The 25,833-nt window shown below is 57.0% G+C and carries 21 protein-coding genes and 3 tRNA genes; 12 read left to right on the top strand and 12 right to left on the bottom strand.

Translation table 11 applies throughout. From position 1 onward, the window contains the following. Positions 1–622 precede the first annotated feature (622 nt). Complete coding sequence (locus WG939_RS08615) at positions 623–946, bottom strand: hypothetical protein (RefSeq protein ID WP_271033570.1); 324 nt, start codon at positions 944–946, stop codon at positions 623–625. On the opposite strand from WG939_RS08615, the gene WG939_RS08620 reads away from it, so the two are divergent. Together WG939_RS08620 and WG939_RS08625 are read left to right on the top strand one after the other, a co-directional pair. Then, positions 929–1,324, top strand: a complete 396-nt coding sequence (locus WG939_RS08620; RefSeq protein ID WP_271033569.1) for a hypothetical protein — start codon at positions 929–931, stop codon at positions 1,322–1,324. The genes WG939_RS08615 and WG939_RS08620 overlap by 18 nt on opposite strands. Continuing rightward, the gene (locus WG939_RS08625; RefSeq protein ID WP_271033568.1) at positions 1,321–2,334 is read left to right on the top strand and encodes an AAA family ATPase; all 1,014 of its coding nucleotides are present in this window, start codon (positions 1,321–1,323) and stop codon (positions 2,332–2,334) included. Before WG939_RS08620 ends, WG939_RS08625 begins: the two co-directional genes overlap by 4 nt. Before the next feature lie 439 nt (positions 2,335–2,773). Here WG939_RS08625 and WG939_RS08630 read toward each other — a convergent pair whose 3' ends face one another. Both WG939_RS08630 and WG939_RS08635 read right to left on the bottom strand, forming a co-directional pair. Next, complete coding sequence (locus WG939_RS08630; protein ID WP_339984767.1) at positions 2,774–3,850, bottom strand: tyrosine-type recombinase/integrase; 1,077 nt, start codon at positions 3,848–3,850, stop codon at positions 2,774–2,776. 206 nt (positions 3,851–4,056) lie between these two features. Continuing rightward, positions 4,057–4,129, bottom strand: a tRNA-Lys gene (locus WG939_RS08635). A 220-nt stretch (positions 4,130–4,349) separates the two neighbouring features. On the opposite strand from WG939_RS08635, the gene WG939_RS08640 reads away from it, so the two are divergent. After that, positions 4,350–5,516 (top strand): L,D-transpeptidase, encoded by a 1,167-nt coding sequence (locus WG939_RS08640; protein WP_339984769.1) that lies wholly within the window; start codon positions 4,350–4,352, stop codon positions 5,514–5,516. On the opposite strand, the gene WG939_RS08645 is transcribed toward WG939_RS08640, so the two are convergent. From WG939_RS08645 to cmrA, 4 genes are all read right to left on the bottom strand, one after another. Then, the gene (locus WG939_RS08645) at positions 5,513–6,190 is read right to left on the bottom strand and encodes a DUF4142 domain-containing protein (RefSeq protein ID WP_339984771.1); all 678 of its coding nucleotides are present in this window, start codon (positions 6,188–6,190) and stop codon (positions 5,513–5,515) included. The genes WG939_RS08640 and WG939_RS08645 overlap by 4 nt on opposite strands. Positions 6,191–6,314: 124 nt before the next feature. Beyond that, positions 6,315–6,387, bottom strand: a tRNA-His gene (locus WG939_RS08650). Positions 6,388–6,435: 48 nt separating this feature from the next. Continuing rightward, positions 6,436–7,068: an oligoribonuclease gene (gene orn / locus WG939_RS08655; RefSeq protein ID WP_339984773.1), complete on the bottom strand. Its 633-nt coding sequence runs from the start codon at positions 7,066–7,068 to the stop codon at positions 6,436–6,438. Beyond that, positions 7,069–7,872: a mycolate reductase gene (gene cmrA / locus WG939_RS08660; protein ID WP_339984775.1), complete on the bottom strand. Its 804-nt coding sequence runs from the start codon at positions 7,870–7,872 to the stop codon at positions 7,069–7,071. Between the two features lie 104 nt (positions 7,873–7,976). Here cmrA and WG939_RS08665 point away from each other — a divergent pair, with 104 nt between their 5' ends. Together WG939_RS08665 and WG939_RS08670 are read left to right on the top strand one after the other, a co-directional pair. Next, positions 7,977–8,486 (top strand): CAP domain-containing protein, encoded by a 510-nt coding sequence (locus WG939_RS08665; protein WP_339984777.1) that lies wholly within the window; start codon positions 7,977–7,979, stop codon positions 8,484–8,486. A 46-nt stretch (positions 8,487–8,532) separates the two neighbouring features. Then, positions 8,533–9,300, top strand: coding sequence for a DUF6882 domain-containing protein (locus tag WG939_RS08670; RefSeq protein WP_339984779.1), 768 nt, complete (start codon positions 8,533–8,535; stop codon positions 9,298–9,300). Positions 9,301–9,411: 111 nt separating this feature from the next. Here WG939_RS08670 and WG939_RS08675 read toward each other — a convergent pair. Beyond that, positions 9,412–9,485: transfer RNA gene (locus WG939_RS08675), tRNA-Arg, on the bottom strand. 95 nt (positions 9,486–9,580) lie between these two features. On the opposite strand from WG939_RS08675, the gene WG939_RS08680 reads away from it, so the two are divergent. The 6 genes from WG939_RS08680 (at position 9,581) to WG939_RS08705 (ending at position 18,641) form a co-directional block, all read left to right on the top strand. Beyond that, complete coding sequence (locus tag WG939_RS08680) at positions 9,581–11,581, top strand: bifunctional copper resistance protein CopD/cytochrome c oxidase assembly protein (protein WP_339984781.1); 2,001 nt, start codon at positions 9,581–9,583, stop codon at positions 11,579–11,581. A gap of 127 nt (positions 11,582–11,708) precedes the next feature. After that, on the top strand, positions 11,709–12,215 hold the full coding sequence (locus WG939_RS08685; RefSeq protein WP_339984783.1) for a single-stranded DNA-binding protein: 507 nt from the start codon (positions 11,709–11,711) through the stop codon (positions 12,213–12,215). A 63-nt stretch (positions 12,216–12,278) separates the two neighbouring features. Continuing rightward, on the top strand, positions 12,279–13,949 hold the full coding sequence (ettA, locus tag WG939_RS08690; RefSeq protein WP_339984785.1) for an energy-dependent translational throttle protein EttA: 1,671 nt from the start codon (positions 12,279–12,281) through the stop codon (positions 13,947–13,949). 364 nt (positions 13,950–14,313) lie between these two features. Beyond that, positions 14,314–17,484: a hypothetical protein gene (locus tag WG939_RS08695; RefSeq protein WP_339984787.1), complete on the top strand. Its 3,171-nt coding sequence runs from the start codon at positions 14,314–14,316 to the stop codon at positions 17,482–17,484. Between the two features lie 96 nt (positions 17,485–17,580). Then, the gene (locus tag WG939_RS08700; RefSeq protein ID WP_339984789.1) at positions 17,581–18,048 is read left to right on the top strand and encodes an acyl-CoA thioesterase; all 468 of its coding nucleotides are present in this window, start codon (positions 17,581–17,583) and stop codon (positions 18,046–18,048) included. After that, positions 18,045–18,641, top strand: a complete 597-nt coding sequence (locus tag WG939_RS08705; protein WP_339984791.1) for a hypothetical protein — start codon at positions 18,045–18,047, stop codon at positions 18,639–18,641. The genes WG939_RS08700 and WG939_RS08705 overlap by 4 nt, the downstream gene beginning before the upstream one ends. 124 nt (positions 18,642–18,765) lie before the next feature. Here WG939_RS08705 and WG939_RS08710 read toward each other — a convergent pair whose 3' ends face one another. From WG939_RS08710 to WG939_RS08720, 3 genes are read right to left on the bottom strand one after another with little or no spacing between them, the layout of a single operon-like run. After that, the gene (locus WG939_RS08710) at positions 18,766–19,143 is read right to left on the bottom strand and encodes a globin (protein WP_339984793.1); all 378 of its coding nucleotides are present in this window, start codon (positions 19,141–19,143) and stop codon (positions 18,766–18,768) included. Then, positions 19,144–20,079, bottom strand: coding sequence for a mechanosensitive ion channel family protein (locus WG939_RS08715; protein WP_339985235.1), 936 nt, complete (start codon positions 20,077–20,079; stop codon positions 19,144–19,146). It abuts the gene before it with no gap. A 21-nt stretch (positions 20,080–20,100) separates the two neighbouring features. Next, on the bottom strand, positions 20,101–20,592 hold the full coding sequence (locus WG939_RS08720) for a lipoprotein LpqH (RefSeq protein ID WP_339984795.1): 492 nt from the start codon (positions 20,590–20,592) through the stop codon (positions 20,101–20,103). 112 nt (positions 20,593–20,704) lie between these two features. Here WG939_RS08720 and WG939_RS08725 point away from each other — a divergent pair, with 112 nt between their 5' ends. After that, positions 20,705–23,206, top strand: coding sequence for a choice-of-anchor M domain-containing protein (locus tag WG939_RS08725; protein WP_339984797.1), 2,502 nt, complete (start codon positions 20,705–20,707; stop codon positions 23,204–23,206). A 3-nt stretch (positions 23,207–23,209) separates the two neighbouring features. Here WG939_RS08725 and pepN read toward each other — a convergent pair whose 3' ends face one another. Further along, entirely contained in the window at positions 23,210–25,783 is a 2,574-nt protein-coding gene (pepN, locus tag WG939_RS08730) for an aminopeptidase N (RefSeq protein ID WP_339984799.1), read from the bottom strand. Between the last annotated feature and the right edge of the window lie 50 nt (positions 25,784–25,833).

Consider the following 25,833-nt stretch of genomic DNA (forward strand, 5'->3'; position numbering starts at 1 on the left):
CCTGCGGCGTGGATTGGGCTTGCTGTCCTGTGTGGCCTTTGGGATGTATTGGGGAGCGTTTGCAGTTGGGATGCTGTAGCCGTCCCAATTCTGGTGAGGTTTGATCGGGAATGTCTGAGCGGGTGGCACATACTCAACTCCGGGAAGGCAGTCTTGACTTGCATGGCCTACGTACCCCAGGGGGGTATACCCCTGCCCTGGGGGTGCCACCGAAGCGTAATGCGGGTGTCAGTTCGTGTACGAGTCTGAGGTTTATGGTTGGTGTTCACCAACTATTTTGCATTGTGAACTACCTGGAGTTTTCGACATTTTGGGGGAAAAGTCTGTAATTTACATCACAAAACGCCCCTCTGACTTGATATTGCCAAAGGGGTTGCTGTAATGTTGAAGGGCTAGACTCTGCGTTTCTGTCGAACGCTTGTTCTAGCTTGCTATGTGAGAACTGAACAGTGAACCCCGATGCCCACAGGAGAAGTCTGTCATTTTTCAGTTGCGGCGCACTGCCATGCGCCCACAATTTCCCGAGCACAACAAAGTCAAGGAGGTACGAAAAATCATGTAGTCACGACACTACACCCCCTCACCCAACGCTGTCCAATATCACGTTGACAGCATCACCCAACTAACAAAGGAGATTCCTATTTCTAAAGTCAAAAAGTCTTTCTCTGAACTCCGAGAGTTCTACGCACTGCAAGGCAAGCGCCTTTGCAAGACCTGTTTCGACGTCATCGACTTCGATGCATTCCCCAACGATAAGAAGGGCAATCGTGGCAAGGCGGGAGAGTGCCAGCCATGCCAGAGTGAGCGCCAGCGCAACCGTGCCCGAAAAGCCAACGGTGTCCAAGGCCGTCTTGACTCTGCGGTTAAGCGATTCCGAAGGAACGGCAAGCGGGTCTATCCGTTCACGCCTGGGGAATGGAAGGAGTACATGGTCAAGAAACGCCATGCTGACATTGATCGCTGCTACTACACCGGAACCCCGTTGCAAAGCAATGACAAGTCCGATGCCAGCACGTTCATGGAGCTGGACCATGTTAAGCCGATGAGCGCTCCGCGTTCCACGCACTCTGTGGGCAACGTAGTACCCGCCACCAAGGCGTTTAACAATTTCAAGCGTGATAAGCGTGCCATCGAAGCCGTGATGACCGCCCCGGAACATCTCCAACCCATCCAATGCTATGCAGGTTTTGCCGAAGGCATGGCGGGCACTGACTGCTACGGCAACCCCAACGCCCCGGCGCGAATCGAAGGGTGGAGCGACGGCGATTCCCCTGCCATCACGTTCTACGTGCCCGAAGATGACACCGTGGGCGGTGGTCGATGACCGTCGATGCATACACCGACCAGGACATTCAACGCCTGGTAGATGAGCATTTTGCTTCGATTCTGCCAACGCCTTCGGCTTATGACATCGCCCAAAGACTCAACGGCGATCTTGAGGAGTGGGTTTATCCCGGCTTCGTCTGCGATAGCTACACGATGTTCGTCGGCAAGCCCAAACAAGGTAAATCGCTACTTGCAGTGAACCTTGCCGCTTCGTTTATCTCCGGTGAACCTTTTATAGGTGTTTCGCCTGCGAAGGCCTTGAGCTGCAATAACGTCCTAATTGTCACCACCGAAGCCAATGGTGAGAAGGAGAACGTTAGAAGGTTGCAAGCCCTGGGTGTTGACCTGCAACACGCTTTCGTCAACCGCGTTGGCATCGAAGGCGTACCAGAGCTGTCCTACGAAGCTGCCGAAGCTGGAAACGTCGGCCTGGTCATAATCGACAACATCTTAGGTGTCTGCCGTGGCATCGACATCAACAAGCCCGAAGCTATTACGGCATTGACCGAAGTAGCAGAGCGGTTTAACCGCGCCGGGGTGCCTGTGGTGTTCATCCACCACAGTGCCAAGGCAAGTGGTAGTGACCCGTTGGCTGCGTCGATGGGTAACAACGGCATCGTCGGATTGATGCGCCACGTCGTGGGCGTGGTGAAGTCAAAGGATGCGGTGAAGCTGACCACCGAAGGCAATGTAGGAGACAGTGGGAGTCTACGCATCCGCTTTGACGAGAACGGCAAGGCTGAACGGGTGGAGGATGCAAAGCCCGAAGCATCCGAAGCTAACAAGGCATTGGCTGCAATGGCAGAGTTGGCACGAAGCGCCCCGGCTTCGTGTACATCCAAAGCCGATGTGTTCCGCTACGTCACCTCCCAGCTGGACCGGCAAGGCGTATACAACGCCAATGGCACGCCATACAGCGAAAACACGGTGAAGAATCGCATCAACCAGATGGTGAAGTCCGATGACTCATCCTTGCGATGGGATGCCGAATCGAAGCGATTCACCTAGGAAAGTTGACCGATGGGGCTTCGGTCAAGTCGGTCAAGTGGTCATATAACCGCTGGTCACAGGCTTGACTTCTGACCGAAGTTTCCCCTTATGTATCCCCTGGTCAAAATTCTTTCTTGTCTCATCGGAGAGTGAATATCCAACGGCCAATTGGGGATTGGCCTTGGGTATGAACGACCAACCACAGTGGAAGGCTGGAGCCATCAAGCTCCAGCCGACCAAGGATAACTAAGTTATATTCCCTCGCCGGGCACCAAGCCCCGGCGGGGTAGTGGAGAATAGTGGTTCCGTCGATGACTAAGCATCTCCGTCACCTAGTAGGCCTCCGAAGAATGATGATCTTCGTCGGCCACCGAAAAAAGGCTCGTTCTACTCACTCACACCGCCCCAGGTGTTCGTTCGTACCCTCGAGATGAGCGACGGGGAAAACCCGGCGCGATCAGTCACCAAGGTTAAGGTTGTCCATCAACTCCTGTGGCCTGTGTTCCCTTGCTCGCATGTACGTGCCAACGATGGTTGCTGTATCCTCCTGTCCTAGTATCCTGCCTATTTCCGATGGAGTGGCACCGGCTTCGGCAAGCCGGGTGATGAGGTACACACGCCCGTAGTGTGGCGTGATCTCCGAAGTAACTCCTGCCTTGTCTTTGGCACGGTTGAAGATGCTTCGGTAGCTGGTGTCGAAGACAACACTGCCTTTGTCTGTCATCGTGGCGTACTCCTCCATGCCGGGGTTGTATGTGTTGATGTGGTCGATGATGATGCTTCGGAACTCCCGAAGGACAGGTACGGTACGGTAGCCTGCCATTGTCTTAGGTGGATGCAAAGCCATTTTCATCCCACCGACTCCGTTGGGAACCCGTGACAAAGTACCGCGTACACGCACGTTTGACGGGTTAATATCCTGTCCCTTGAGTGCAAGTGCTTCGCCGATCCTAAGGCCGTGAAACAGGCAAAGAACGGTGATTAAGCGGTATCTGTGAGGTACTTCGTCAAGGATTGCCCGAAGCTCTGCTGTGGCGGGTAGCTCCTTGCGATGCGGCTTGCTTCGCTTCGTCGCTGCTCTGACGTAGACAGGGTTATACGTGATGTATCCGTACTCAACGGCAAGCTGCATCACCGACCTTAGTTTCTGGTAGGCCTTCGTGTTTCTGTGAGCTGTGCCAGCGTTTGCGGTAACGGTGTCTTGCCACCACGACGCTACTTTCTTCGGGGTGAGCTTGTCCACAGAGGTCTTGCACAGCCCTTCGTGACAAAGCACTCTGCTCGACAACACTTCGGTGTAGGTGTTCAACGTCGATGCCCGAATGTTGGGAGCTTGCACCTCCAGCCAATGGCGAACAAACTCCCCAACGGTGGGAATCTTTGGGGGAACTGGCTTGTCCTGTGGCGGTGTCCATGTGCCAAGGTCGATGCTCCTGCGAACATCTGCCAGCCATCCAAAGGCTGCTAGTTCATCTGGGAATGTGTCTTCGGCCTTGTATCTGTTGCCATCTGGCCCTGTGTATCTCGCTTGCACTCTGCCCGAAGGTAGGTGCCGAAGGGAGCCAAAACCGCGTGCCCAATTCGTGCCCACGCGTGCCCTAAAACCTTCCTCCAAACGCATCGCGGACAGCGAAGACGCGCCGGGGGTTGTGATAGTCTAATTCCTGTCCTAAGCAGGGCAAACCACCAAAAAAGACCAGGTTCAAAACAGTAAAAATACCGTTTGACCTGGCCTTATTGTGCGCCATCAGGGACTTGAACCCCGAACCCACTGATTAAGAGTCAGTTGCTCTGCCAATTGAGCTAATGGCGCATCGTTGTCTTAGAAGCTCTTGGCCTCGTTGGCAACGAAGAAAAATATAACAGGTAGTCGGTCAACAAACAAAATCGCCTGGTCATGACGCATTTTTTGGGGCGGGAACATTCTGTGCCGAATTGTTATCTAACTGGGTGAGTTTTAGTAACGAAGATCTGAGGAATGGGGATACATTGTTAAGCGTTTGGAATATTTGTTGCGTTATTGCGGAGGATAAATGAAAAGGTCCGTCGGTGCGGTTGCTGTCGCGGTCGTGATGGCGTTGTCGCTGGTGGGTTGCACTATCGAGCGAGGAGAAGACGGATCCGGTTCTGCTCATACGCCGGAGGCACAAGTTGCCGTCGTTGAGAAGCTCCCTCCGGTCATCTCGGTCGATGATGGTGCAAAGAACGTGAGCCCCGGCGAGCCTGTCGTTGTAAAAGCGCAAGGCGAAGACCTTACTGAGGTCGTCATGAAGAATCAGGACGGCAAGGTTGTCAAGGGCGAGCTGTCGGCCGATAAGAAGTCTTGGACCACCGCGGAAGTGCTTGGTTACTACCGCACGTACACCTTGGTTGCCAAGGATGCGGGTGGCAACGAGTCCACTTCCAAGTTCTCCACCGTTTCTCCGGCGGGCACTGCAACCGTGCGACTTTCGCCATTCGAGGGCGCGAACGTTGGCGTGGGGCAGACGATCGGCATGCGCTTTTCGACGCCTATTACTGATCGAAAGGCCGCTCAGGAGGCCATTCAGATCACGACCGAGCCAAAGGTCGAGGGCGCGTTTTACTGGCTGAACGATTACGAAGTTCGCTGGCGTCCGGAGCACTACTGGGCTCCAGGTACGAAGGTAAACGTGAACGCCAAAATCTACGGCGCTGACCTTGGTGGCGGCATTTATGGTGGGGAGGACAACTCCACCCACTTCACCGTCGTGGGCGGTTACACCGCGGAAATTGATGACAACACCAAGACCATGACCATTTACGACGGCGACCAGGTAATCAAGACGATGCCGGTGTCCCTCGGTTCCAGCAGGTGGCCAACGCCAAGCGGTATTTACATCGTCGGCGATGAATACCCTGAGATGATCATGGACTCGGAGTCTTTCGGTCTTTCCATCAAGGAGGGCGGCTACAAGACTCCGGTTAAGTACGCGACGCAGCTCAGTTACTCGGGCATCTTCGTCCACGCCGCACCATGGTCAGTGTGGGCGCAAGGGAGTCAGAACACCTCTCACGGCTGCGTGAACGTCTCCACTGAGAACGCCGCGTGGTTCCAGGAGAACTTCAAGCGCGGAGATATCGTCACCATCTCTAACACCATCGGTGGTCCGTTCTCCGGCTATGACGGACTCGGTGACTGGAATATTCCTTGGTCCGAATGGAGCAAGGGCAACGCCTAGTTCAAGGCCTCCGACATGGAGGCCTTTTCCTTTTCCAGCTCAGCCACAGTCAGCTCAGCTGCCTCCCGCACCTCTGGGTTGAAACCCTCCGTGAGATGCTGCTGGGCGGAGCGCCCAAAGCCCTCCAAATTGGCTAGCATCATCTCCACATAGCGTCGGTCGAGGTCCGCGCCATGAAGCGCCCCCATCTGGTCAATCTCGGCCTCAGTTGGGATGCCCGCTGGATTGGCAGGGAAAATGGCCTCCGGCGTGGAGACACCCCACACCGCCAGCAATTCCTGTTGCGAAGTGAGCGTGGCCGAATGCTGCGCAGAAAGACGCTTGGCGATCTCTTGGCCCTTTGCCGAAATGCCAGGGGCTTTCAGATACAGCTCAGTGGCCTTGGCTACGCGCTGACTACGCACAACTGATTCAGATACGAACTCGACATCAGCAGAATTGAAATTCGTATCACGAGGCATGCTGTCGGGAGCTTGTGCCTTTGGGGACTCGGGGATGGTCGTCGACGTCGGTGCGGTGGAAACTTCTGACGACGACGGCTGTGGGCTAGGGGTTGGGGAAATCAGCGTAATCGGCCGTGCGCCTGGGGAGGCTTCCGGCTGAGGATCTTTTGACCCGCAGCCTGCCACCAGCATCACGGGGACAGCCATTGCGATAACAGATTTCTTCATCATTCACCTTCCTGTCCTTCAACCCAAGGTAGCGAAAGTTCGTACCAATGCGCATTGATTTATTGGAAGTGACAGGAAAGAGACAGCAAAAAGCCCCGGACTAAAAAGTCCGGGGCTTCATACTAGGGGTGGCTGACGGGACTCGAACCCGCGACACCCAGGATCACAACCTGGTGCTCTACCAGCTGAACTACAGCCACCATCGCTGTTTTAAGCAGCGGAGTTCATATTAATGCACAGCGCGTAATTTACAAAAACCGCTGGTAGGCGTCGGTCGAGGCGGTTGCACACGCGGTTGCTTCCTCGGAAGTCGGGCCTGGATCTGCGACGAAAATTGCACGTCGGTAGTAATCCAGTTCGCGGATGGATTCCACGATGTCGGCCAGCGCGCGGTGAGACATTCCCTTGTCCGGCTGCCCAAAGTACACACGTGGGTACCAGCGCCGGGCGAGTTCCTTTACGGAGGACACATCGACCATGCGGTAGTGCAATGCTTCGTCGAGGCGAGGCATGAACGCCCGGATAAACGTCCTATCCGTTGCGATCGAATTGCCAGCTAGTGGTGCTGGATGCTCGGGGGAGCAGTGCTCTTCGATCAGTGCGAGAACCGCATCCTCGGCGTCCTCCAGGGACAGGGTGGAGGTGCGGATGTCGTCGATAAGCCCGTTGCTGGTGTGCATGTTACGGACGTAGTCGTCCATCTCGGCGAGCTCGTCTTCGGTGGCGTGGATGACCAGGTCGACGCCTTCGCCAAGGATGTTCAGGTTCGCGTCGGTCACCAGCGCTGCGATCTCGACGATGGCGTGGCGCGAAGGGTCGAGGCCGGTCATTTCCAGGTCAACCCAGACGAGTCGGTCATTTTTCAGTGCTACAGGTTCCATCTACTGGCCCATCTTCTTGTAGAAACCACCGATGATTGGCGCGATGACGCGGGTCGGGGCGACGTTGGTGACAACTTCCATGATCTTGGCCAACGGGCCCGGCACGACGCGGCGCTTACCAGCAGCCATGGCCTCGAGAGTCTCACGGGAGCAGGACTCGTAGGTGGTCCACACGGCGTCGGGGACAACGCGGTCAACGATTGTTTGTTCCTCTTCCGGAATCACGGCTTCGCGCACCGGGCCTGGTGCCAAGAGGGTGCAGGTCACGCCGGTGCCCTTGAGTTCGTAGTGCAGCGCCTCGGTGAATTTGTTGAGGCCGGACTTGGTGAAAATGTACGTTGCATTGTTCGGAATCACCATGTCGCCCGCGAGGGAGCCGACGTTGCAGATCGCACCTGATCGGCGTGGCAGCATCTGGTCCAGTGCAGCGCGGGTGAGTTCGAAGCATGCGGTGGCGTTGAGGTGGAACTGGGTGAGTTCATAGTCCCAGCTCTGATCCATGAACTTGCCAAAGGAGGCGATACCCGCGGAGTTGATCAGGATGTTGATTTCGCGGGACTTCATGTGTTCGATGAGTGCGCGACGAGCATCGTGTTCGGCCAGGTCGCAGGCGTACACCTCCGCGATGATGCCGTATTTTTCCTGCAATTCATTTGCAAAGGTCTGCAGGACATCTTCGCGACGCGCCACCAAAATCAGATTGTGGCCCATGTCAGCGAGGTCGTGGGCCATGGCCATGCCAATTCCTTGGCTCGCTCCCGTCACGAGCGCTCGGGCGTTGGGGCTGGGCTTGGGAAGTGCCATGGTTCTCCTTGTTGGTTCGTTGTGCGCCTTAAGTTTAGCGGGGCACGCTTATCGACGACTATCGTTGTATTAGTCACTCTTTGTAGTCATCCTTGGGAGTCTCATTGCTGAAACGATCCACTGCCTGCGCACTTGCAGTATTCATGTTGGCCACCCCGCAGGCGGGAGCTCAAGTTATGGGAAGCTCCCAGCTGCCTCCCTTTGTGATACCTCAGATGCCTCAGCTTCCACCGCTGCCAGCTGGATCCTCACTGCCGCATATTCCGGGAGTGCCACTTCCTGTGGCGGGCAATGTCAATGTGGATACTGTTTTGGGGCAGATCAATTCGCAGCGCATCGCTGGCGGTCTCGGAACAGTCTCCTACGATCAGGGGATCGCTAACCGGGCGTACGGTCACACACGCGTGCTGCTGGACAACGACACACTCAATCACAGTGGCACTGAGTTGGAAATCATCGCGCGCGTGCCGGAGATCGGAATGGCTGTGCCCATGTGGATGGACTCTTCACCACACCGAGCAGTGCTAATGGAACCGAGCAATACCCGAGTTGGCATGGGGATTGAGTTTGACCCGACGGATGGGCGCTGGGTGATTGTTGCTCAATTCGCATAGCTTTTATAGCCTGCGCAACTAAGTGTGATCAGGTACTCTCGCGGGCATGATCCCAGAGATTCGTCGTGTAGGACAACACGCTGCCCTTGTTGCGAATACCAAGCAGGAGATGTTCGGTGAGTTCCTCACCGCTCACCTTGGCGAGGAATACCACTGGAGCTTCGATTCCGGTGTCCTCACCTTTGAATCGGAGCAGGGGAGTATCCAATGCGATACCTACCCAATTGCTTCGATCGCTGTGGATCCAGCGACCTTGTTGTGGCGCTGGCAGCCACTTTCTGAGCAGGAAGCCCAGTACTTCCGCGGGGAAGTGTCTGGCCACTTCCGCGAATTTGGCGAGCAGCACGGACTGACAACCTTCACGTCTCCAGAAGTTCCTTACGAAGTGGGCGAAGACCAGGCTGCGACCATTGCGCAGGTTGGCCATGACATCATTCACGCAGGCTACGAAATCTTTGGCCCAAATGCCGTTTTCTACCAGGCACGTTTCAACGCGGCCGGTTCCAGGCTCGTGTGGGGCCTCGGCAACTTCCGCACTGAAGCAGGCCCGATTTATGTCCCAACCCCAGATCTTCTCGATGTCCTCATCAAAGCCGATCGTCTGCTGATGTCTGTTGACGATATCGGCTGGTCCATGGACGGCCTCGCACGTCACTTCCCAGGCGTAGATTCCAAGATCGACGAACTTATTCCAGGACGCTCCTACAAGGCGACCTACACCGAACCGACGGGCATGAAGCACGAAATCCAGTGGATGTACAACGAAGCGCGCACTGAGCTCAACCTGGAAAGCAAGATCGGTCAGAAGCCTTGAGTGGTTTCTGCGGGTTTAGTTGCGCGGGGATCGCAGCTCGCCCTAACTGAAAACTGGTGACATCCAGGGATCCCCGCACAACTTATGAACATATACCTGAAAAAAGAAAAGCCCCCCCTGCAGGATTCGAACCTGCGACCTTACGGGTAGAAGCCGTCTGCTCTGATCCGCTGAGCTAAGGAGGGATTGTTCGCTTAGAACAATAGGAGACTTTACCGCACCTGCCTCGGCTGCGAACAAATTAGGTGGGGACCGTGCCGGGCGGGTTAGGGTAGTAGCCATGACGGGTAAGTACAAGGACTCTAAGCTGCTCTATTTGCTGTTTGCAGCGGTTGCCGGTGTAGTGGGAGCTTACATTTCCTGGGTGTTCCTCGGGGAGTCTCTCGCGGCTCTCGGTATCCCGGATCCGGGGCCTCTTACTACCGCTGGCCTGCCGTTCCTTCGATCGGCGGGACTCATGGTGGCGGCCTTGGCGGTCGGTTCGTTCATGGCAGCGGCTTTCTTCATCAAGCCACAAACCAATGATTTGCGGGAAACTCAGCTGAGCGTCGACGGCAGCGTTGCTGCCCGCACGGGCGCGATTTCCAGCCTGGTTTTTGCTGTGATTGCGCAGCTTATGGTTCCGATGTACCTGTCCGATGTTTCGGGCGCACCTCTCAGCGCGACGGTCAATCCTGCCGAATGGCCTCGCGCGCTGGAGCTCGTGTCTACCTCCTTGGCATGGCAGGTCACCGCAGCGTTCGCCTTCATCACCGGCATCGGCGCTCTCACCACGTACCGCTGGATAATGCAGCCGGTGTGGCTCGTCGGTTCATTGTTAGCCGTCGTGCCACTTGGTATGGAGGGACACTCCGCAACCGGTGGCGACCACGACTACGGCACGAATTCCTACCTGTGGCACCTGATCTTCATGATGCTGTGGGTCGGCGGCCTCATGGCGCTCATTGCTCATGGCCGTCGAAAAGGCCCCGGCTTGGACGTTGCGACCAGGCGCTACTCGACGCTGGCGCTGGTGTCCGTCGTGGTGATGGCGGTGTCTGGCTTGATCAACACGTCTATTCGCATGCACTGGACAGACCTGCTGACCACGGGATATGGGTTGCTGATCCTGGCCAAGACGATCGGCGTGATTGTGTTGGGGCTGTTCGGCTTTGTGCACCGCCAGCTGACGATCCCGAAGCTGCCGGAGCAGCCGGCGTTGTTCAAGCGCGTGGCGATCGTAGAAGTCCTGGTCATGGGCGCGATCACCGGTGTTGCTATTTCGCTGGGGCGCACTCCGCCACCGCCACCGCGCAATATTGACCTGAACACCATGGATATTGAGCTCGGATACAAGCTGTTCAAAGAGCCAACCATCTGGAACGTGTGGACCATGTGGCGCTTCGACATCCTCTTCGGTGCAGCTGCCATCATCTTCGCCATCGCGTACCTGTGGGCCGTGTTCAAGGTGAAGGATTGGCCGATTCACCGCACCTTCTGGTTCCTGCTCGGCTGCCTAACGCTGCTGCTCACCGTATGTTCCGGCATCGGTATGAACATGCCGGCAACGTTTTCCATGCACATGGTCGGCCACATGATTCTGACCATGGGCGTGCCGATCGGCTGGGTACTTGGTGGTCCTGTGACCCTGTTCCTGCAGGCGCTGAAGCCAAATCCCGACAATCCGGGCCCGCGCGAATGGCTAGAGGTAGCGGTGGATAATCCGTGGCTGCGTTTCCTGATGAACCCAGCCGTCAACACGGTGCAGTTCGTGGTGTTCTTCTACATTCTGTACATCACGCCACTGTACGAAATCATGATTGATGAGCATGCTGGTCACCTCATCATGAACGTGGTGTTCCTATGGTCGGGTTCCTTGTACTACTGGGATCTGATTGGCGTCGATAAGCGACCGGTGGAGCACACCCCAATGTCCAAGCTGTGGTGGCTGACGTTCTCCATGCCGTTCCACCTCTTCTTTGGCGTTTATCTGATGATGAATTCCACCATCCTCGGCGAGGAGTTCTACACCAACCTTGGCCTGCCGTGGCACGTCGATCTGCTTCGCGACCAAATGGTCGGCGGCGGCATCTCTTGGGGCTCGGGCCAATTCCCGCTGCTCATCGTGTGGGTTGCCCTGATCTGGGAATGGTTCACCTACGACCGTGACACCACAGCCGTACAGGAGTCCAACGTGAAGGAACTTGAGGACGATCTCGACCTCTACAACGCCCAACTGCAATCTTTCAGTAAAGGCAAAAATCCTCACGATGACTACTACAGCGCCACCTTCGACCGCTAAACCTGTGGATAACTCGAGTTATCCACAGCCCAGCGCGCGGGCTTCTCGACGCCCATAGGTACATCAGCCATAGTTTCCTTCCGTATCCACTTTGGTACGCATCCGAGAAAAACAATTTGGGGGAACTATGGCTCAACACAGCTTTACTATCACCGGCAACATCATTTCCGATCCGTCTTTCCACTCATGGGAGGACAAAGCCGTTTACCGCATGCGCGTGGCGACCTCGCGGCCTGTGCGCGTCGGCGAGGAGTGGGTCAACTACGACCAGCTCTACATCAGCGTCGAGTGCTGGGGCGAACTAGCTCGCAACTGCAGGATGTCCTTGTGGAAAGGCATCAACATCATTGCCACCGGCACGCTCGTGACACACGAGTGGGAGGACAAGGATGGAATCAAACAGTCCCGCATTGTCCTCAAGGCGACGCACATCGGCCCAGACCTTGGCAAGTTTGTGGTCAATCCGATGCGTTCGGACCAGCTAAATCCGACGAAGAAGGACCAGGAGCAGCAGCCTGACTCCACTCCAACCGATGAACAGGTAGAGAAGGTCCTTTCCGAGCACGAGAAAGAAATGGAGCCAGCAATGGCGGGGGCCAGTGCCCCGGAGGAGAAAGGGGAGCCACCTTTCTAACTGAAACCGATCAGCTCATGTACCCTTTAGGTGACTATTGACTCTTAACTAAAAGGGGACATCTTGGGCGAGTTCATCTACACGATGAAGAACGTGCGTAAGGCGCACGGCGAAAAGGTCATTCTGGACAACGTCACCATGGCGTTCTACCCAGGTGCCAAGATCGGTGTCGTTGGTCCTAACGGTGCTGGTAAGTCGTCGATTCTGAAGATCATGGCCGGCATCGACCAGCCGTCCAACGGCGAGGCCTTCCTGGATCCAGGTGCCACCGTCGGCATCCTGCTCCAGGAGCCACCACTCAACGAGGAAAAGACTGTTCGCGAGAACGTCGAAGAAGGCCTCGGTGAGATCTTCGAGAAGAAGCAGCGCTTCGAGGCCATCGCCGAAGAAATGGCGACCAACTACACCGACCAGCTCATGGAAGAAATGGGCAAGCTGCAGGAAGAACTCGACGCAGCTGACGCTTGGGAGATCGACTCCAAGATCGAGCAGGCGATGGAAGCCCTGCGCTGCCCACCTTCCGATTCCCCGGTCACCCAGCTCTCTGGTGGTGAGCGTCGCCGTGTCGCACTCGCAAAGCTGCTGCTTTCCGAGCCTGACCTGCTGCTCCTCGACGAGCCTACCAACCACCTCGACGCAGAATCCGTCCTGTGGCTGGAAAAGCACCTGGCCGATTACAAGGGCGCCGTCCTGGCCGTCACCCACGACCGCTACTTCCTCGACCACGTCGCAGGCTGGATCTGTGAAGTTGACCGAGGCAAGCTCTACCCATACGAAGGCAACTACTCCACCTACCTGGAGAAGAAGGCTGAGCGTCTGGAGGTTGCTGGCAAGAAGGACCAGAAGCTGCAGAAGCGCCTGAAGGAAGAACTCGCGTGGGTTCGCTCCGGTGCTAAGGCTCGTCAGGCCAAGAACAAGGCACGTCTGGACCGCTACGAGGAAATGGTCGCGGAAGCCGAGAAGTACAAGAAGCTCGACTTCGAAGAAATCCAGATCCCAACCCCACCACGCCTGGGCAACCAGGTTGTTGAGGTAAAGAACCTGGAGAAGGGCTTCGATGGCCGCGTCCTGATCAAGGACCTGTCGTTCACCCTGCCTCGAAACGGCATTGTTGGCGTCATTGGTCCAAACGGTGTGGGTAAGTCCACCCTGTTCAAGACCATCGTTGGCCTTGAGCAGCCGGATGCCGGCGAAGTTGTTGTTGGCCAGACCGTCAAGCTTTCCTACGTTGACCAGAACCGCGAGAACATCGATCCGGAAAAGACCGTGTGGGAGGTTGTCTCCGACGGCCTTGACTACATCGTGGTCGGCCAGAACGAAATGCCATCCCGCGCCTACCTGTCCGCCTTCGGCTTCAAGGGCCCAGACCAGCAGAAGCCTTCCAAGGTCCTCTCCGGTGGTGAGCGCAACCGCCTGAACCTGGCGCTGACCCTCAAGCAGGGTGGCAACCTGATCCTCCTCGACGAGCCAACCAACGACCTCGATGTGGAAACCCTGTCGTCCCTGGAAAACGCACTCCAGCAATTCCCAGGCTGTGCCGTGGTCATCTCCCACGACCGCTGGTTCCTCGACCGTACCTGTACCCACATCCTCGCGTGGGAAGGCAACGTCGCTGAAGGCCAGTGGTTCTGGTTCGAAGGCAACTTCGAGGACTACGAAAAGAACAAGGTCGACCGCCTCGGTGCTGAAGCCGCACGCCCATCGCGCGTCACGCACCGCAAGCTGAGCCGCTAAGCGACACGCCGAAGCCCTCTTCCCACACAGTGAGGAGGGCTTTTGCTATGGGGGTGCAGCTCGATCAGAAATATCCCCCCATTAAGGGTCAGTTAAGCGTTTTCTTTCCTTGGGGTGAATGAATACAGGTTAATTCTGATCTTTTCTGTGGAAAATTTTTGCCAAATGTCTTTTACCTGCGAAAGTTCTACGATTAAAGAACATAAATTTGTCTGAAAATTGGATTCTTTAAAAGATCGTAGGTGCTGACATGGCCTGTCGGATTAGCGCTTCCATTTGGCGAGCGGTTGTAGCGATTCTAACTGTCGCCGCAGTTGTGGCTTCAGGGATGGTTTCCCTAGCGGGGCAATCGCAGGCGCAAATTTTGCCACCTCCGCCTCAGCCATCTGAGACTATGTACGTCAATTCCGGTGTCTTTGGCTACCCAGAAGGTGGAACAGACCTGTTCTACGTTGGTAGCAGTTTCGGCTCTGTGAGGGCATTGCCTCAGATGACTTGTCCTGGGTCCCCAGTAGATTTGTTGCCGGGACAGGAAAAGGCGTGTTTACAGACAGGAATTCAAGCACCTTACGGCATGGTGCTGACGGATGTGCAGATCCAGCAGCCGGCAAATGCGGAAGATTTCCAATGCTTTGACTCTGCGGGCGCTCCGTGGACTCAGGGTGGCACGATTGAATTTGGCCAGAACGTGACGTGTTATGGCGCGATTGCGTACGCGAATACTGCGGAAACCAATACCTACGAAGTCGTGGCCACAGCGGTTGATATGGCCACCGGGCAAACTATCAGCAGTAGTGACCCGCTGACTTTCCTCACCCGAGTGGCGAACGTCCAATTCACCAAGATGATCAGTGGTGTTGCGACTCAAAAAGCGCCAGGTGTTTTGATTCCAAGCGATGCGGAAGTGCCTGTAACGTTTTTGGTCAAGAACATGGGTGACCTGGAGCTGACGTCGATTAGCGTTGCGGACCCGACGGTAAACAATCTGAGCTGCCTAAAGGATGTCCTTGCTATCGGCGAGGAAATGACCTGTACTGCAACACTCAGCCCGATCGGGCCGGAAGCAAACTATTCCGGGACTGCGAATCTTACCGCCACAGTCACGCCACCTTCAGGCCCAACTCAATTAACTGCCGAATCTACGGGGTACGCTTACTCCGCGTCAGCGCCGAAAATGACCGTGACCGAAACCGTCTCGCCGTTGGCTGGGCCTGGAGACTTGAACGTGTCTCCGGGACCGCTAGTCATGATTCGGCGCGGACTCGACTTCTTTGTTGAAGTTACCAACTATGGCAATGAAGCGCTGAATAATGTTTCAGTTGCTTCTAATGATCCGAGCATTTACTTCTATGCCCAGAATGGCAATCCTTATTCCCTTGCTCCTGGTGAAACCGTCGTTTTTGCTGCACAGAAATACCCGGGGCTTGACGCAAATACGGAATACAGTCACACCGTCACGGTCACTGCCGTGAGCGCAAACACCGCTACCCCAATGAGTGCTCAGCAGACTGTGTACGTTCACACCGATGCGTTGTCCCTTGACGTGGGACTCAAGAAGCAGGTTTGGGGTAGAAGTGCTGAGGGAATTGTCGGATGGTACGACGCAGACGCGGTAGCTGACGGGATTGTGATCATTCCAAGGCAAACCTGTGAAGGCATGGACCCTATGGGGCCAACGCCGAAGTTTGCTGGGCCAACGGCGGATCCAATCCTGGAACCGATGCCTACTAACACGTGTTTCCGGTTCATTGTTGAAAACAACAGCAACACCGTGATTACCGAAGGAAGGATAGTTGATGACGTCCTTTCGGATGTGATCCTGGATCCTATCGGCATGGAAAGCACGCGCGGCCTGATTCGCTGTGGTGGCGGTGGTGGGATTTACATGGCCCAGCCGATGGTCAGTGATCCAGTAGCCAATCCCACGATCGAACCTTCAGTGTGGCTACCATTGATTGAGCCGGGCACGAATTACACCTGCTACGGCAGTTTGCCGACCACCGAGACGTCCGATCCGCACGTGAATAATGCGACGGTAACAGTGGGCTCACTGGATCCAAACTACTCGGTAACCAATCCTGTGTTTGCCATCCCAGAACCACCGTTGCCACACAGTTTCACTGTGAAGAAATTCATCAACGGTGTGGAGGCGCCAGACAAAGCAAGCGCGGTGGTCGTCGAAAACGGTGCAGTGCCTGCCTTTACCTTTGAGGTAGCGAATACCGGTCAGGCTCCAATGACAAGTTTCCAGCTGACCGACAGTTACTTTGCGCCTGATCAAATCACTTGTGATGCGACAAGTTTGGCTCCCGGAGCAAAAACTACGTGTCGAGTACTAGATGGTGCAATGGATCCGCTTAGCTATGGACAGTTGCATACGAACAAGGCAACTGTCGTTGCGACGTTCCAGCCGTACACCACACGCGCTGATCTGGTCGTAGAAACCTTGTCTGCGCAGGCATTTGCAACGGTGCTTCCAACGACTGTCACTACAACTCAGACCGAAACTGTAACCTCCACCTCGGTCACGACGGAACCGGCAGTAACCGAGACGGTTATGAACACGACTACGTCTGTCACGACCGAACCAGCCGTAACTGCAACGGTGACCGAGTCGTTCACGGCTGATCCAGTGACGACAACCCTGGAAATTCCTACGACGGTCGAGATTCCAACCACGCTCAGCGTGCCGACCACGATCGAGAATCCAGTCACCATCGTGGTTCCAACGACGATCGACGCCCCTCCGGCAGAAACGATCACGGCAACTGCCACTGTGACTGAACAAGTCACGGCGGAACCGGTCACGACGACGCTGGAGATTCCAACGACGGTCGAGATCCCAACCACCATTAGCGTCCCGACTACCATTGCGACGACGCTGCCGGGAACGACGTCAGAAGTCGTTATTACTACGACTCTCGAGGTGCCGACCACGATCGATAATCCAACCACGATCGAGGTTCCAACGACGATCGATGCGCCACCACCAGTCACGGTTACGACTACTGTCACGACGCCATGCAACTGCACGACGATCACGACGCTTCCAACCGAGCCGGGAGCCACGGAAACCGTGACGGTCACGGTCGTCGTACCGGAAGACAATGTGGTCACCACGACAGTCACTAACCCGGAGGTCACGGTAACTCAGACCATCGAGCCGACGACTACCGCTCCGGGGGAACCCGTCACCATCACTGTGGTGGTACCTGAGCCAGAAACTCCAGGGACCATCACGGAAGTTGTCACGACGACGGTCACGACAACGGTGGACAAGCCATGTCCAGATTGCACGAGTGAGCCACCGACGGACGTCGATAAGCCAGGCGGAAGTTCCGAGGGGAGCTGGTGGTGGCTGCTCGCCATTCCGCTGGTTGCGGGCGTGATCGGGTTGATCGCTCACTTCCTGCCGCAGCTCTCGCCGGGCATTAGGCTTCCGGCGTGGCTTGGAGTCCAGAATCCACCGCCAGAGCCAGTTGTTGTGACAACTGAGCAGCATCCGGAGCTGACCAAGGGGATTCCGCCGCAGTGACACGCATTTAATTTCTAGTCCAAAACTAGTTTGTGCGGTGGGAGGGTGTAAAACTAGTTAGGCTGGATGTGTTCGAAAACTGTGAAGGAGTATGCGATGGCCGAGACGAATAACCGATTGACCAATGGGCCGGTCCACACCACAAAGATCCCGGTGCGTTGGGGCGACTTCGACCGTTTCGGCCACATCAACAATGCGTCGTACATTGAGCTGGCGCAGGAAGCGCGCGCTGTCTTCGCGATGGAGGAATTCGTCGAGCGAGGCCACGCCATGCCAGCAGCATTTGTGCGTAGCATGAAGATCGACTACCTCTCCGCGATCATGCCGGACACGATGGAAGTGATCGTCGAGACGCAGGTCGTGCACATCGGCACCACCTCCTTCACCACGGTCCAAAACGTCAAGGACCGACACGGCGCGATCGCCTGCGTCGTCGAATGTGTGCAAATCACCGTCGATCTCAAAACCGGTCGCCCGCGCCCCATCGAGGAACATGAGCGCAAGGTGCTCGCAAGCGTCTCGACGCCTGAAGCCGCCCTCACCCCAGGTCAGGACAACGAGTGAACATCACTGCAGGGGAGCAGGGGCTGAAAACCCTGCTCCAGCGAGCCATTGCTCTCGATAGTCAAGCCCTCGCCCGCGTTCAACAGCTCCCGGACGACCAACTCGACATCTTCGTCACCACGCCCTTCAACGTGCTCGCTTCTCGACGCATCACAGGCACCCTCAACGAAGCACCGGGTACCTTCTCGGCGACAGCTTTCCTAGACGGGACACAACTAGGCGATCTCACGGCGGCGTGGCCGGGCGCGCTTCCGCCTCATGACGGATGGCAAGAACTCGACGTGCTTCCTGTCGACGTAGTGCACCAGCTCGCGGACCAAGGTCGCGACCTCGCGCGTCAGTTTTCTGGGCCAATGGGCCCTCCGAAATCATTGCTCGACCAAACCGTCATCGAAGTATCAAACGAGTCGGCGGTTGCTGCTGTGTCGATGCGACTTATTTTTGCCTGCACATCGCTCGGATTGATCCCTGGAATCGGGGCTCGTCCGGATATTCCGCGACACCTGCGAGTATCCAAATGTGGCCGATGGACCCGCATCGATGCGCCGTTCGGATCCGTGTACCAGAACCAGGGGTTGGGGTTGCTGGTTTAGGGGCTGGGGCTGGCGCCTCGTTTTCACGAGGACGATAATCCCCGTTAGATAATGGGCCTGTAGTACTTTTGAAGTGGCCAATATCTAACGGGGATTATCGTTGTCGTGGGGCGCGCCCCACGACTTACCCTCGCTCCACCCGGTTAATCAGCATGTCTGCGACTCGAACCATGTGATCCCACATGGCTGCGCGATGTTCTTCGGACATGTCGATGGTGTCCAGGGCTTCCTTCATGATGGTTAGCCAGCGCTCGGCTTCCGGGACTCCGATGGAGAAGTGGGCGTGGCGCATGCGTAGTCGCGGATGCCCTCGGTTTTCGGAGAAGGTTTGGGGGCCTCCCCAATATTGGGCGAGGAACCAGCGGAGACGTTCTTCGGCGCCTTCCCAGTCGTCATCCGGGTACATGGGACCAATGAGGTCGTCTTTGCGCATCCGGATGTAGAACTCGTGGACCAGCTTGTTGAAGGTGGCTTCGCCGCCGACGGAGTCGTAGAAGGTCATTTAATCGGCTTTCGGTTCGCTAGCGTTTGGTCGTGGCAGGCGTGGATAAGGGGGCTCGATGCCTACCTGGCCCAGGGATGGGATGATCCGGGCGAGCATTTCACGCTGCACCAACCACTGTTGGTTTGGCTTGGTCTTGACACGCAGGCGGATGATCATGTGGTCGATGTCCACGGAGTTGACGCCGTCGAGGACCGGTGCTTCCAGTAGGTGGGGCTTGATGTCTTCCTCGTCTGCGACGGACCGGGCCGTGGCGAGCAGCGTTTCCTTGGCGAGCTTAATGTCGTTGTCCAAGGCGATTGGGATGTCGATGCGGGCAATGGCGTAGCCCTGACTGAAGTTGCCGACTTTCAGGATTTCGCCATTGCGGACAAACCAAAGCGTGCCATCGACGTCGCGAAGCGTGGTGAGGCGCAGGCTCACATCCTCAACGGTGCCGGACACGCTGCCGACATCAATGATGTCGCCGACACCGTACTGGTCTTCCACCAGCATGAAGATGCCCGAGAGGAAGTCCTTCACCAGCGACTGGGCGCCGAAGCCGAGGGCAACGCCGACAACACCCGCGGACGCGATGATGGGGGCGACGTTGACGCCGAGCTCGGAAAGGATCGCGATGATTGCCCATAGCCACACGAACAGGGCAAGGGCCGAGGTGGCGACGGCACCGAGGGTACGGATGCGGGCGTCGCGACGCGGATCATGTGTGATCTTCGGCGCCTTCTCTCCCGGGCGCAGCGGTCCGAGGGTGGGCAGGCGAGGGGGAGTGTCGATAGTGTGTTGCACAACCTTCTTCACCACACGACGCAGCACCCAATTCGCCACCACTGCGATCACCAAAATGAGGGCGATCTGGATAGGGCGCTCGATGAGCCACATGTGTGTAGTGGGGTTGTTCCACCAGGAAGAGACGTCCTGAACAGTTTGGCTTTGCATCACCGAACTAGGTTAGCGGAACTAGACGCAAGAAGCAGTAATGATGAACGTCATCGGGAAGAGTTGGGTCTGTCCCGAGTACACGCGTGTTCCCTCGGCCTCGCCACTGATTGTCGTGACCCCGTCCACCTTCGTCATCTCAACCTGGATCGCATGGTCGGTGAATTCGACGGCATCTTCGGCATCGGAAATGGACAGTGCGCGGACGCCCTTGTCGTCAATGATCACGCTCGCTGCGCTTTTCGACGGCATGTCCCCAATAATCACGGTCGTATCTTTTCCGTGAGTTGCGCACACGGCAGTGGTACCCGGTGGCAGGATCTGGATGCCGTTGAGATACGCGGATCCGGTGGCGTGCGTACTTTGCGTTGGGCTTGAGTTGGGGCGTGTGGCCTCGGAGGAAGTCTGTGGTTCGTCACCAGTTTGCACGTTGTCCTTCGAGCAGCCTGCAGCTGAAAGGCTGAGTAGGCAGCAGGCTAGTGCGGTGAACGTGCGCAGTGGGGTGAACCTCATGGATAACAGCCTATCTGATGGGTGTAGCGGACTGGGCTTCACGTTTGACCGAAAACATTATTGGAAGCTACTGTCAATACATTATTGGCACTAGTTTTCATGAAAGGCAGTCATGCATCGTTCACGTCGAATGTTGAGCTGCATCCTCGTCGCATCTTTACTGGGCGGAATCGCTCCCGTAGCCGCTCATGCTGGACCCAACGACGACAAAACCCTGGCAACCCAAAGGCACATTGATTCGCCGAAAATCACATGGGATGAAGGCCGAAAGAACTTTCACCTGGTGTCGGAATTTGGTGGCAAGCAACTGCCAATCGAAGACACCGCCAACTGGATCGGTCGGGGAGACCCCAGCAACCCCCAATACGTCTTTGAGGTCCCTGCGGACGAACGCATGAGCTTCCTGGGGAATGAAGGGGACCAGCTATATTGGGCGCACCCATTTCCCACAGGTGATTTCCCTATCTGGATTGGGTTCGGCGCCGATGTCGGGATTCCGGTTTCAGAGTTTCGCGACGAATCCTTCCAGCTCGACCTCGTTGGATTCGAAGGACCCGGCCACATGGAGCTGTTCGGCTACAGCGACGAAGATTTCCCCGTCACCCGCATGCTGTCCAGCCATGACCCTGGCTTTCGCAGCACCTGGGTCGAACCAGGAAACCACACGCACAACCACACAACCTTCACCAAACCCGGCCAATACCTGATCACCTATCGAGCTTCCGCGCGCGACAAGTCAGGCAACCTCATCGCCTCGGAACCTCAGACCGTCGCGTGGCAAGTTGGCGGCTCTAAGCCAAGTGCGCAGGGGCTTGGCGACGTCCAAGCGAAGTTTGACGCTGCCAGCACGATGGATTCTGGCCCCACCTTTACTGTTGAGCCTGGCGACGGCGATCTGACTAGTTTGAGCCTCGATACCGGAAACGAGTCGGACTCGGGCCATGTTGTGTTCTTCATTGATGGTCACTACCTCGCCGAAGTTCCAGTGTCCGGAGGCGTGGGGCAGTGGAATGAAATGCTGGGTTCCCAGCAGTCGAATCTTCAAGCTGTCTACATTTCTGATGACAACAAGGCCTGGGCATCGGAGCCCATTGAGTTCACTCCGGGAATGGAGCAGACCAGCACCACCGCTTCCGGGAGCTACCCAGAACCTACGACTCAGGATCCTGCCCCTGCATTCACCACCGATGAAATCACCGTGACAGAGCCCGGGATTTCGGTTACCTCGCAAGAGCACCCGGTTGGAATGGACATGGTCGCCATCACCACGAATCCGCAAGACGATCGACTGTCATACCGGGTAATCGGTGGCTACTACAGTGGACCAGACGAGGAATTCCCTGTCTGCCCGATCGACTTCATCTCCGCCCCAGGCAGTCGAACCAGCATCCAAAATCGCACAGACTGCGAAGATATGGAGCTGCGCCTTCGATTCATCCCAGATTCCAAAACCAATGTTGGAGCAGTGACCGAAAGCTTCCCAAATGGGCAAGGCGAAACTGCGTTTACGATGCAGACCGGTGCTACACCAACGACGACCGCAGCCCCGGAACCGATTGAACCGCCAGCCGAAGGGGAAGCAGTCCGAATCGATCGAGGCCACATCGACATCGGGCCCCGAAACATCGATGGCACCACACAGCTGATGATTACCGACGACTCGGGCCAGCACGCAAAAGACAGCGTGGTTCGAAAGCCATCAGATGTCACGCTCGTCGTGACACCACGATCGAAAGAAAAAGTCAGTGGCGACGTCGAAGGATTCGACTTCCTGAAGGGAGTGTCCGAAGCATGGGTGCTCGGCCAGGCTCAACAACCTGGAATCGTGTGGCCAGGATTTTCCACCGAGCACCTACCGGAACTCGGAGACAAGGACCGGGTCCAATTCACCCTGGAAACGGAAGAGCAACCTGAAGGCGCAGCGTGGTTTGCCTTTACCCAGGGGATCGTCGGCGTTGAGGAAATGCTGGCTAACTCAAAGGACAAGTCCACTTTTGAGCGCACCGGACGGATCCACCTTCACAACAACTGGGTTTTCACCAAGCCGGGAACTTACAAGATCCGAGTGAAAGTGGAGTCGGATACGTGGAAGACCGACTTTGGCACGATCACTTTCGATGTCGTCGATAAGGCGGGGGAGCAGCCCGGGGTACCGGTACCTACGAGCACGCCGGCACCGCAGCCGACCTCGCAAGTCCCAAAGCCCACCACGACGGCAACGCCGGCACCGAAGCCGACCACGCAGCCGACCTCGCAAGTCCCAAAGCCCACCACGACGGCAACGCCGGCACCGAAGCCCACCACGCCACCGACTAAAGGCAGCTCCAATTGGCCACTCGTAGCGGGAGCAGCGGGCCTCGGAGCGCTCGTTCTTGCCAAGAAGCATGCTTCTCAGGGAAGTTCCGAAGCTCCAGAGCGAAACGTGAGCGCAACCAAAAACGCGACGCAAAACACCGCCAAGGGTGAAACTCCCGAAGCTGTGGCGAAGCAAGCCAGCAAGCCTAAAACCCAACTGGCTCAGACCGGCGCAAACGCGATGATCCTGGTGGGCATCGCCATGTTCTGCGCCGGTATTGGGCTTGCACTCCTCGCGCTGCGCAGACTGCAAGCCTAACGACTACTCCGCTGCGTCGATGGCTCGCAGACGCAGGGAGCGTGCCACGCGGTCGCGGGCCTCGGAAACAACACGTTCGAGGCCAGCGATCGGCTTGGTGGCCAGGAACTTGTCAGCGCGAGCCAAGCCTTCTTCGGTGATGTCCCACGTAGGGAACAATCCGGTGAGCGTTGCGCGTGCGACCTCGGAGGATGCTCCATCCCAGAATGCGCCCGCACGCTGGTAGAAGGCCTCGTTGAACTGCTGCAGATTCTCAGAGCTGCCTGCGAAGGTGAGGCCTTCCAGCTTGTGGCGGGTGTTGAGGTTGGACAGCGGGTTCTCCAAATCCAACAAGGTCTCAAACACTGCAGCCTTGTTGTCCGCGGTGTTGATTGCGGCCTCGGCACGCCAAGCGGAATTCTGGCCGGAAGCTGACTTGTCGCGTTCCTGCTCGGCAGCGATGGCTGCAGGAGCATCCTCGATGTGGCCCGCGGCAATGAGCGCGGTCAGTGCCCACCAGCGCAGGTCAGCATCAATGTCGAGGCCCTGAGGGGCATTGCCGTCAAGGATGCCTCGGAAGTAAGCGATTGCGCGCTCATTCGGACGTACCTTAGCCAGCGCCTGAGCGAAAGCCAGCTGGTAGTCGCCGGTCTTAGACTCCACACCATCGAGCAACAGATCAGCCAGCATGTCGTTGCCGGTTTCCTTCACCCATGCCGGATCGGCGTAAGAGGTCACAGCGGTGGATGCCTGCAACAGAATGCGCTCGAGAACTGCGATTTCCGACTCGGAAGCTGCGCCAGCTGCCACGAGCGCAACGAAGTCGCGTGCCTTCAGATCTCCTGCGCGGGTCATCTCCCACGCTGCGGACCAGCACAGAGTGCGGGCCATCGGATCCTCAATATCGGCGATGTGCTGCTGCACGAAAACCAGGGAATCAGGATCGAGGTTCATCAGGCAGTAGGTGAGGTCATCGTCGTTGACCAAAATGAGGTCCGCCTTATCGACGCCCACCAGCTGGTCCACGGAAGTCGTTGCGCCTTCGATGTCCAGTTCTACCTGGTGGGTGCGCTGGACGCGGCCGTCGATAAGCGAGTAGAGCCCGACAGCGACGCGGTGGGTGCGCAGCTCACCTGCACCTGGATGAGCGCCTTCCTGGGTGACGGCGAAGGAGGTGTACTTGCCGTCCTGGACGGTGAAAACAGGGGAGAGCTTGTTGATGCCCGTGGTCTTCAGCCACTGGTCAGCCCAGGTGGACAGGTCGCGGCCGGACGACGCTTCGAATGCCTGCAGGAGGTCGCCAAAAGTCGCATTGCCGAAGGCATGGTTGGCGAAGTGGCGGCGCACACCGGCGATGAAGGCCTCGCGTCCAACGTAGGCCTGCAGCTGCTTGAGGACGGAGGAACCCTTGGCGTAGGTAATGCCGTCGAAGTTCGCTTCCACGGTTTCGATGTCGGTCGCATCTGCGAAGACAGGGTGGGTGGAAGGCAGCATGTCCTGCTGGTATGCCCAAGACTTCTCCACGTTGGCGAAGGTCACCCACGCGGTATCGAACTCGGTTTCCTCGGCCTGGGAAATGGCGGCGGACCAGGTGGCGAAGGACTCATTGAGCCACAGATCGTCCCACCACTGCATGGTGACGAGGTCGCCGAACCACATGTGGGCCATCTCGTGGAGGACCGTGTCGCAGCGGCGCTCGTAGCGGTAGCGGGTGACCTTGGAGGTGAAGACGTACTCGTCGCGGAAGGTCACGCAGCCAGCGTTTTCCATGGCGCCCATGTTGAACTCCGGTACGAAGAGCTGGTCGTACTTGCCAAATGGGTAGGCGTAGCCGAAGTTGCGGTGGTACCAGTCGAAGCCCTGCTTGGTCTGCTCGAACAGGGTGTCCGCGTCCAGTTTCTGGGCGATCGAGGCACGGCAGAAAATGCCGAGTGGAATTTCTAGCTCGTGTGGCTGGTCAGCTGGGGTTTCTGGATGGTGCGTGAGCGATCCCTTCCAGGTGTCGCGGATCTCGTAGTAAGGGCCGGCGCAAACAGCGACGAGGTAGGTGGACAGCAGATAATCAACCTCAGCCTTATGGATTGCGGTGTCTCCATTGTCTTCAATGGTGGTTGCCGCGTTGGTGATGAACTTCCAGTCCTTCGGCGTGGTCGCAGTGATGGAATAGGTGGCCTTCTGATCAGGCTGATCGAAGCAGGCGAACATGCGCTTGGCATCGGCGGTCTCGAACTGGGTGTACAGGTAGGTGTTGCCATCGGCTGGGTCTTCAAAGCGGTGCAGGCCCTGGCCGGTGTGGGAGAAAGGAATGGTGGCGTCCACGACCAGCTCGTACTCGCCCGGCTGGAGGCCCTTGAGCTGGAGGCCGTTTTCTGGGGAGTAGTCACCATCGAATGCTTCGCCATTGAGCGTCGCGCTGACGCGATTGGCACGCAGGTCAATGAAGGTGTCACCGGCCTTCTTGACAGTGAACTTTACGGTGGTGAGGGACTCAAAAGTGTCGTCAGTCTTGGTCAGGTCAAGCGTGATGTCGTAGTGCTTTACCTGGAGCAATTCGGAGCGCTGCTGTGCTTCGGCCCGCGTCAAATTGATAGAAGTCATGGTGTCCTTTCTCTACAATTGACTCCAATGTACCCCGTCGAAAAGGAGCT

It is taken from the genome of Corynebacterium sp. H130 (assembly GCF_037572395.1).
Lineage (GTDB): Bacteria > Actinomycetota > Actinomycetes > Mycobacteriales > Mycobacteriaceae > Corynebacterium.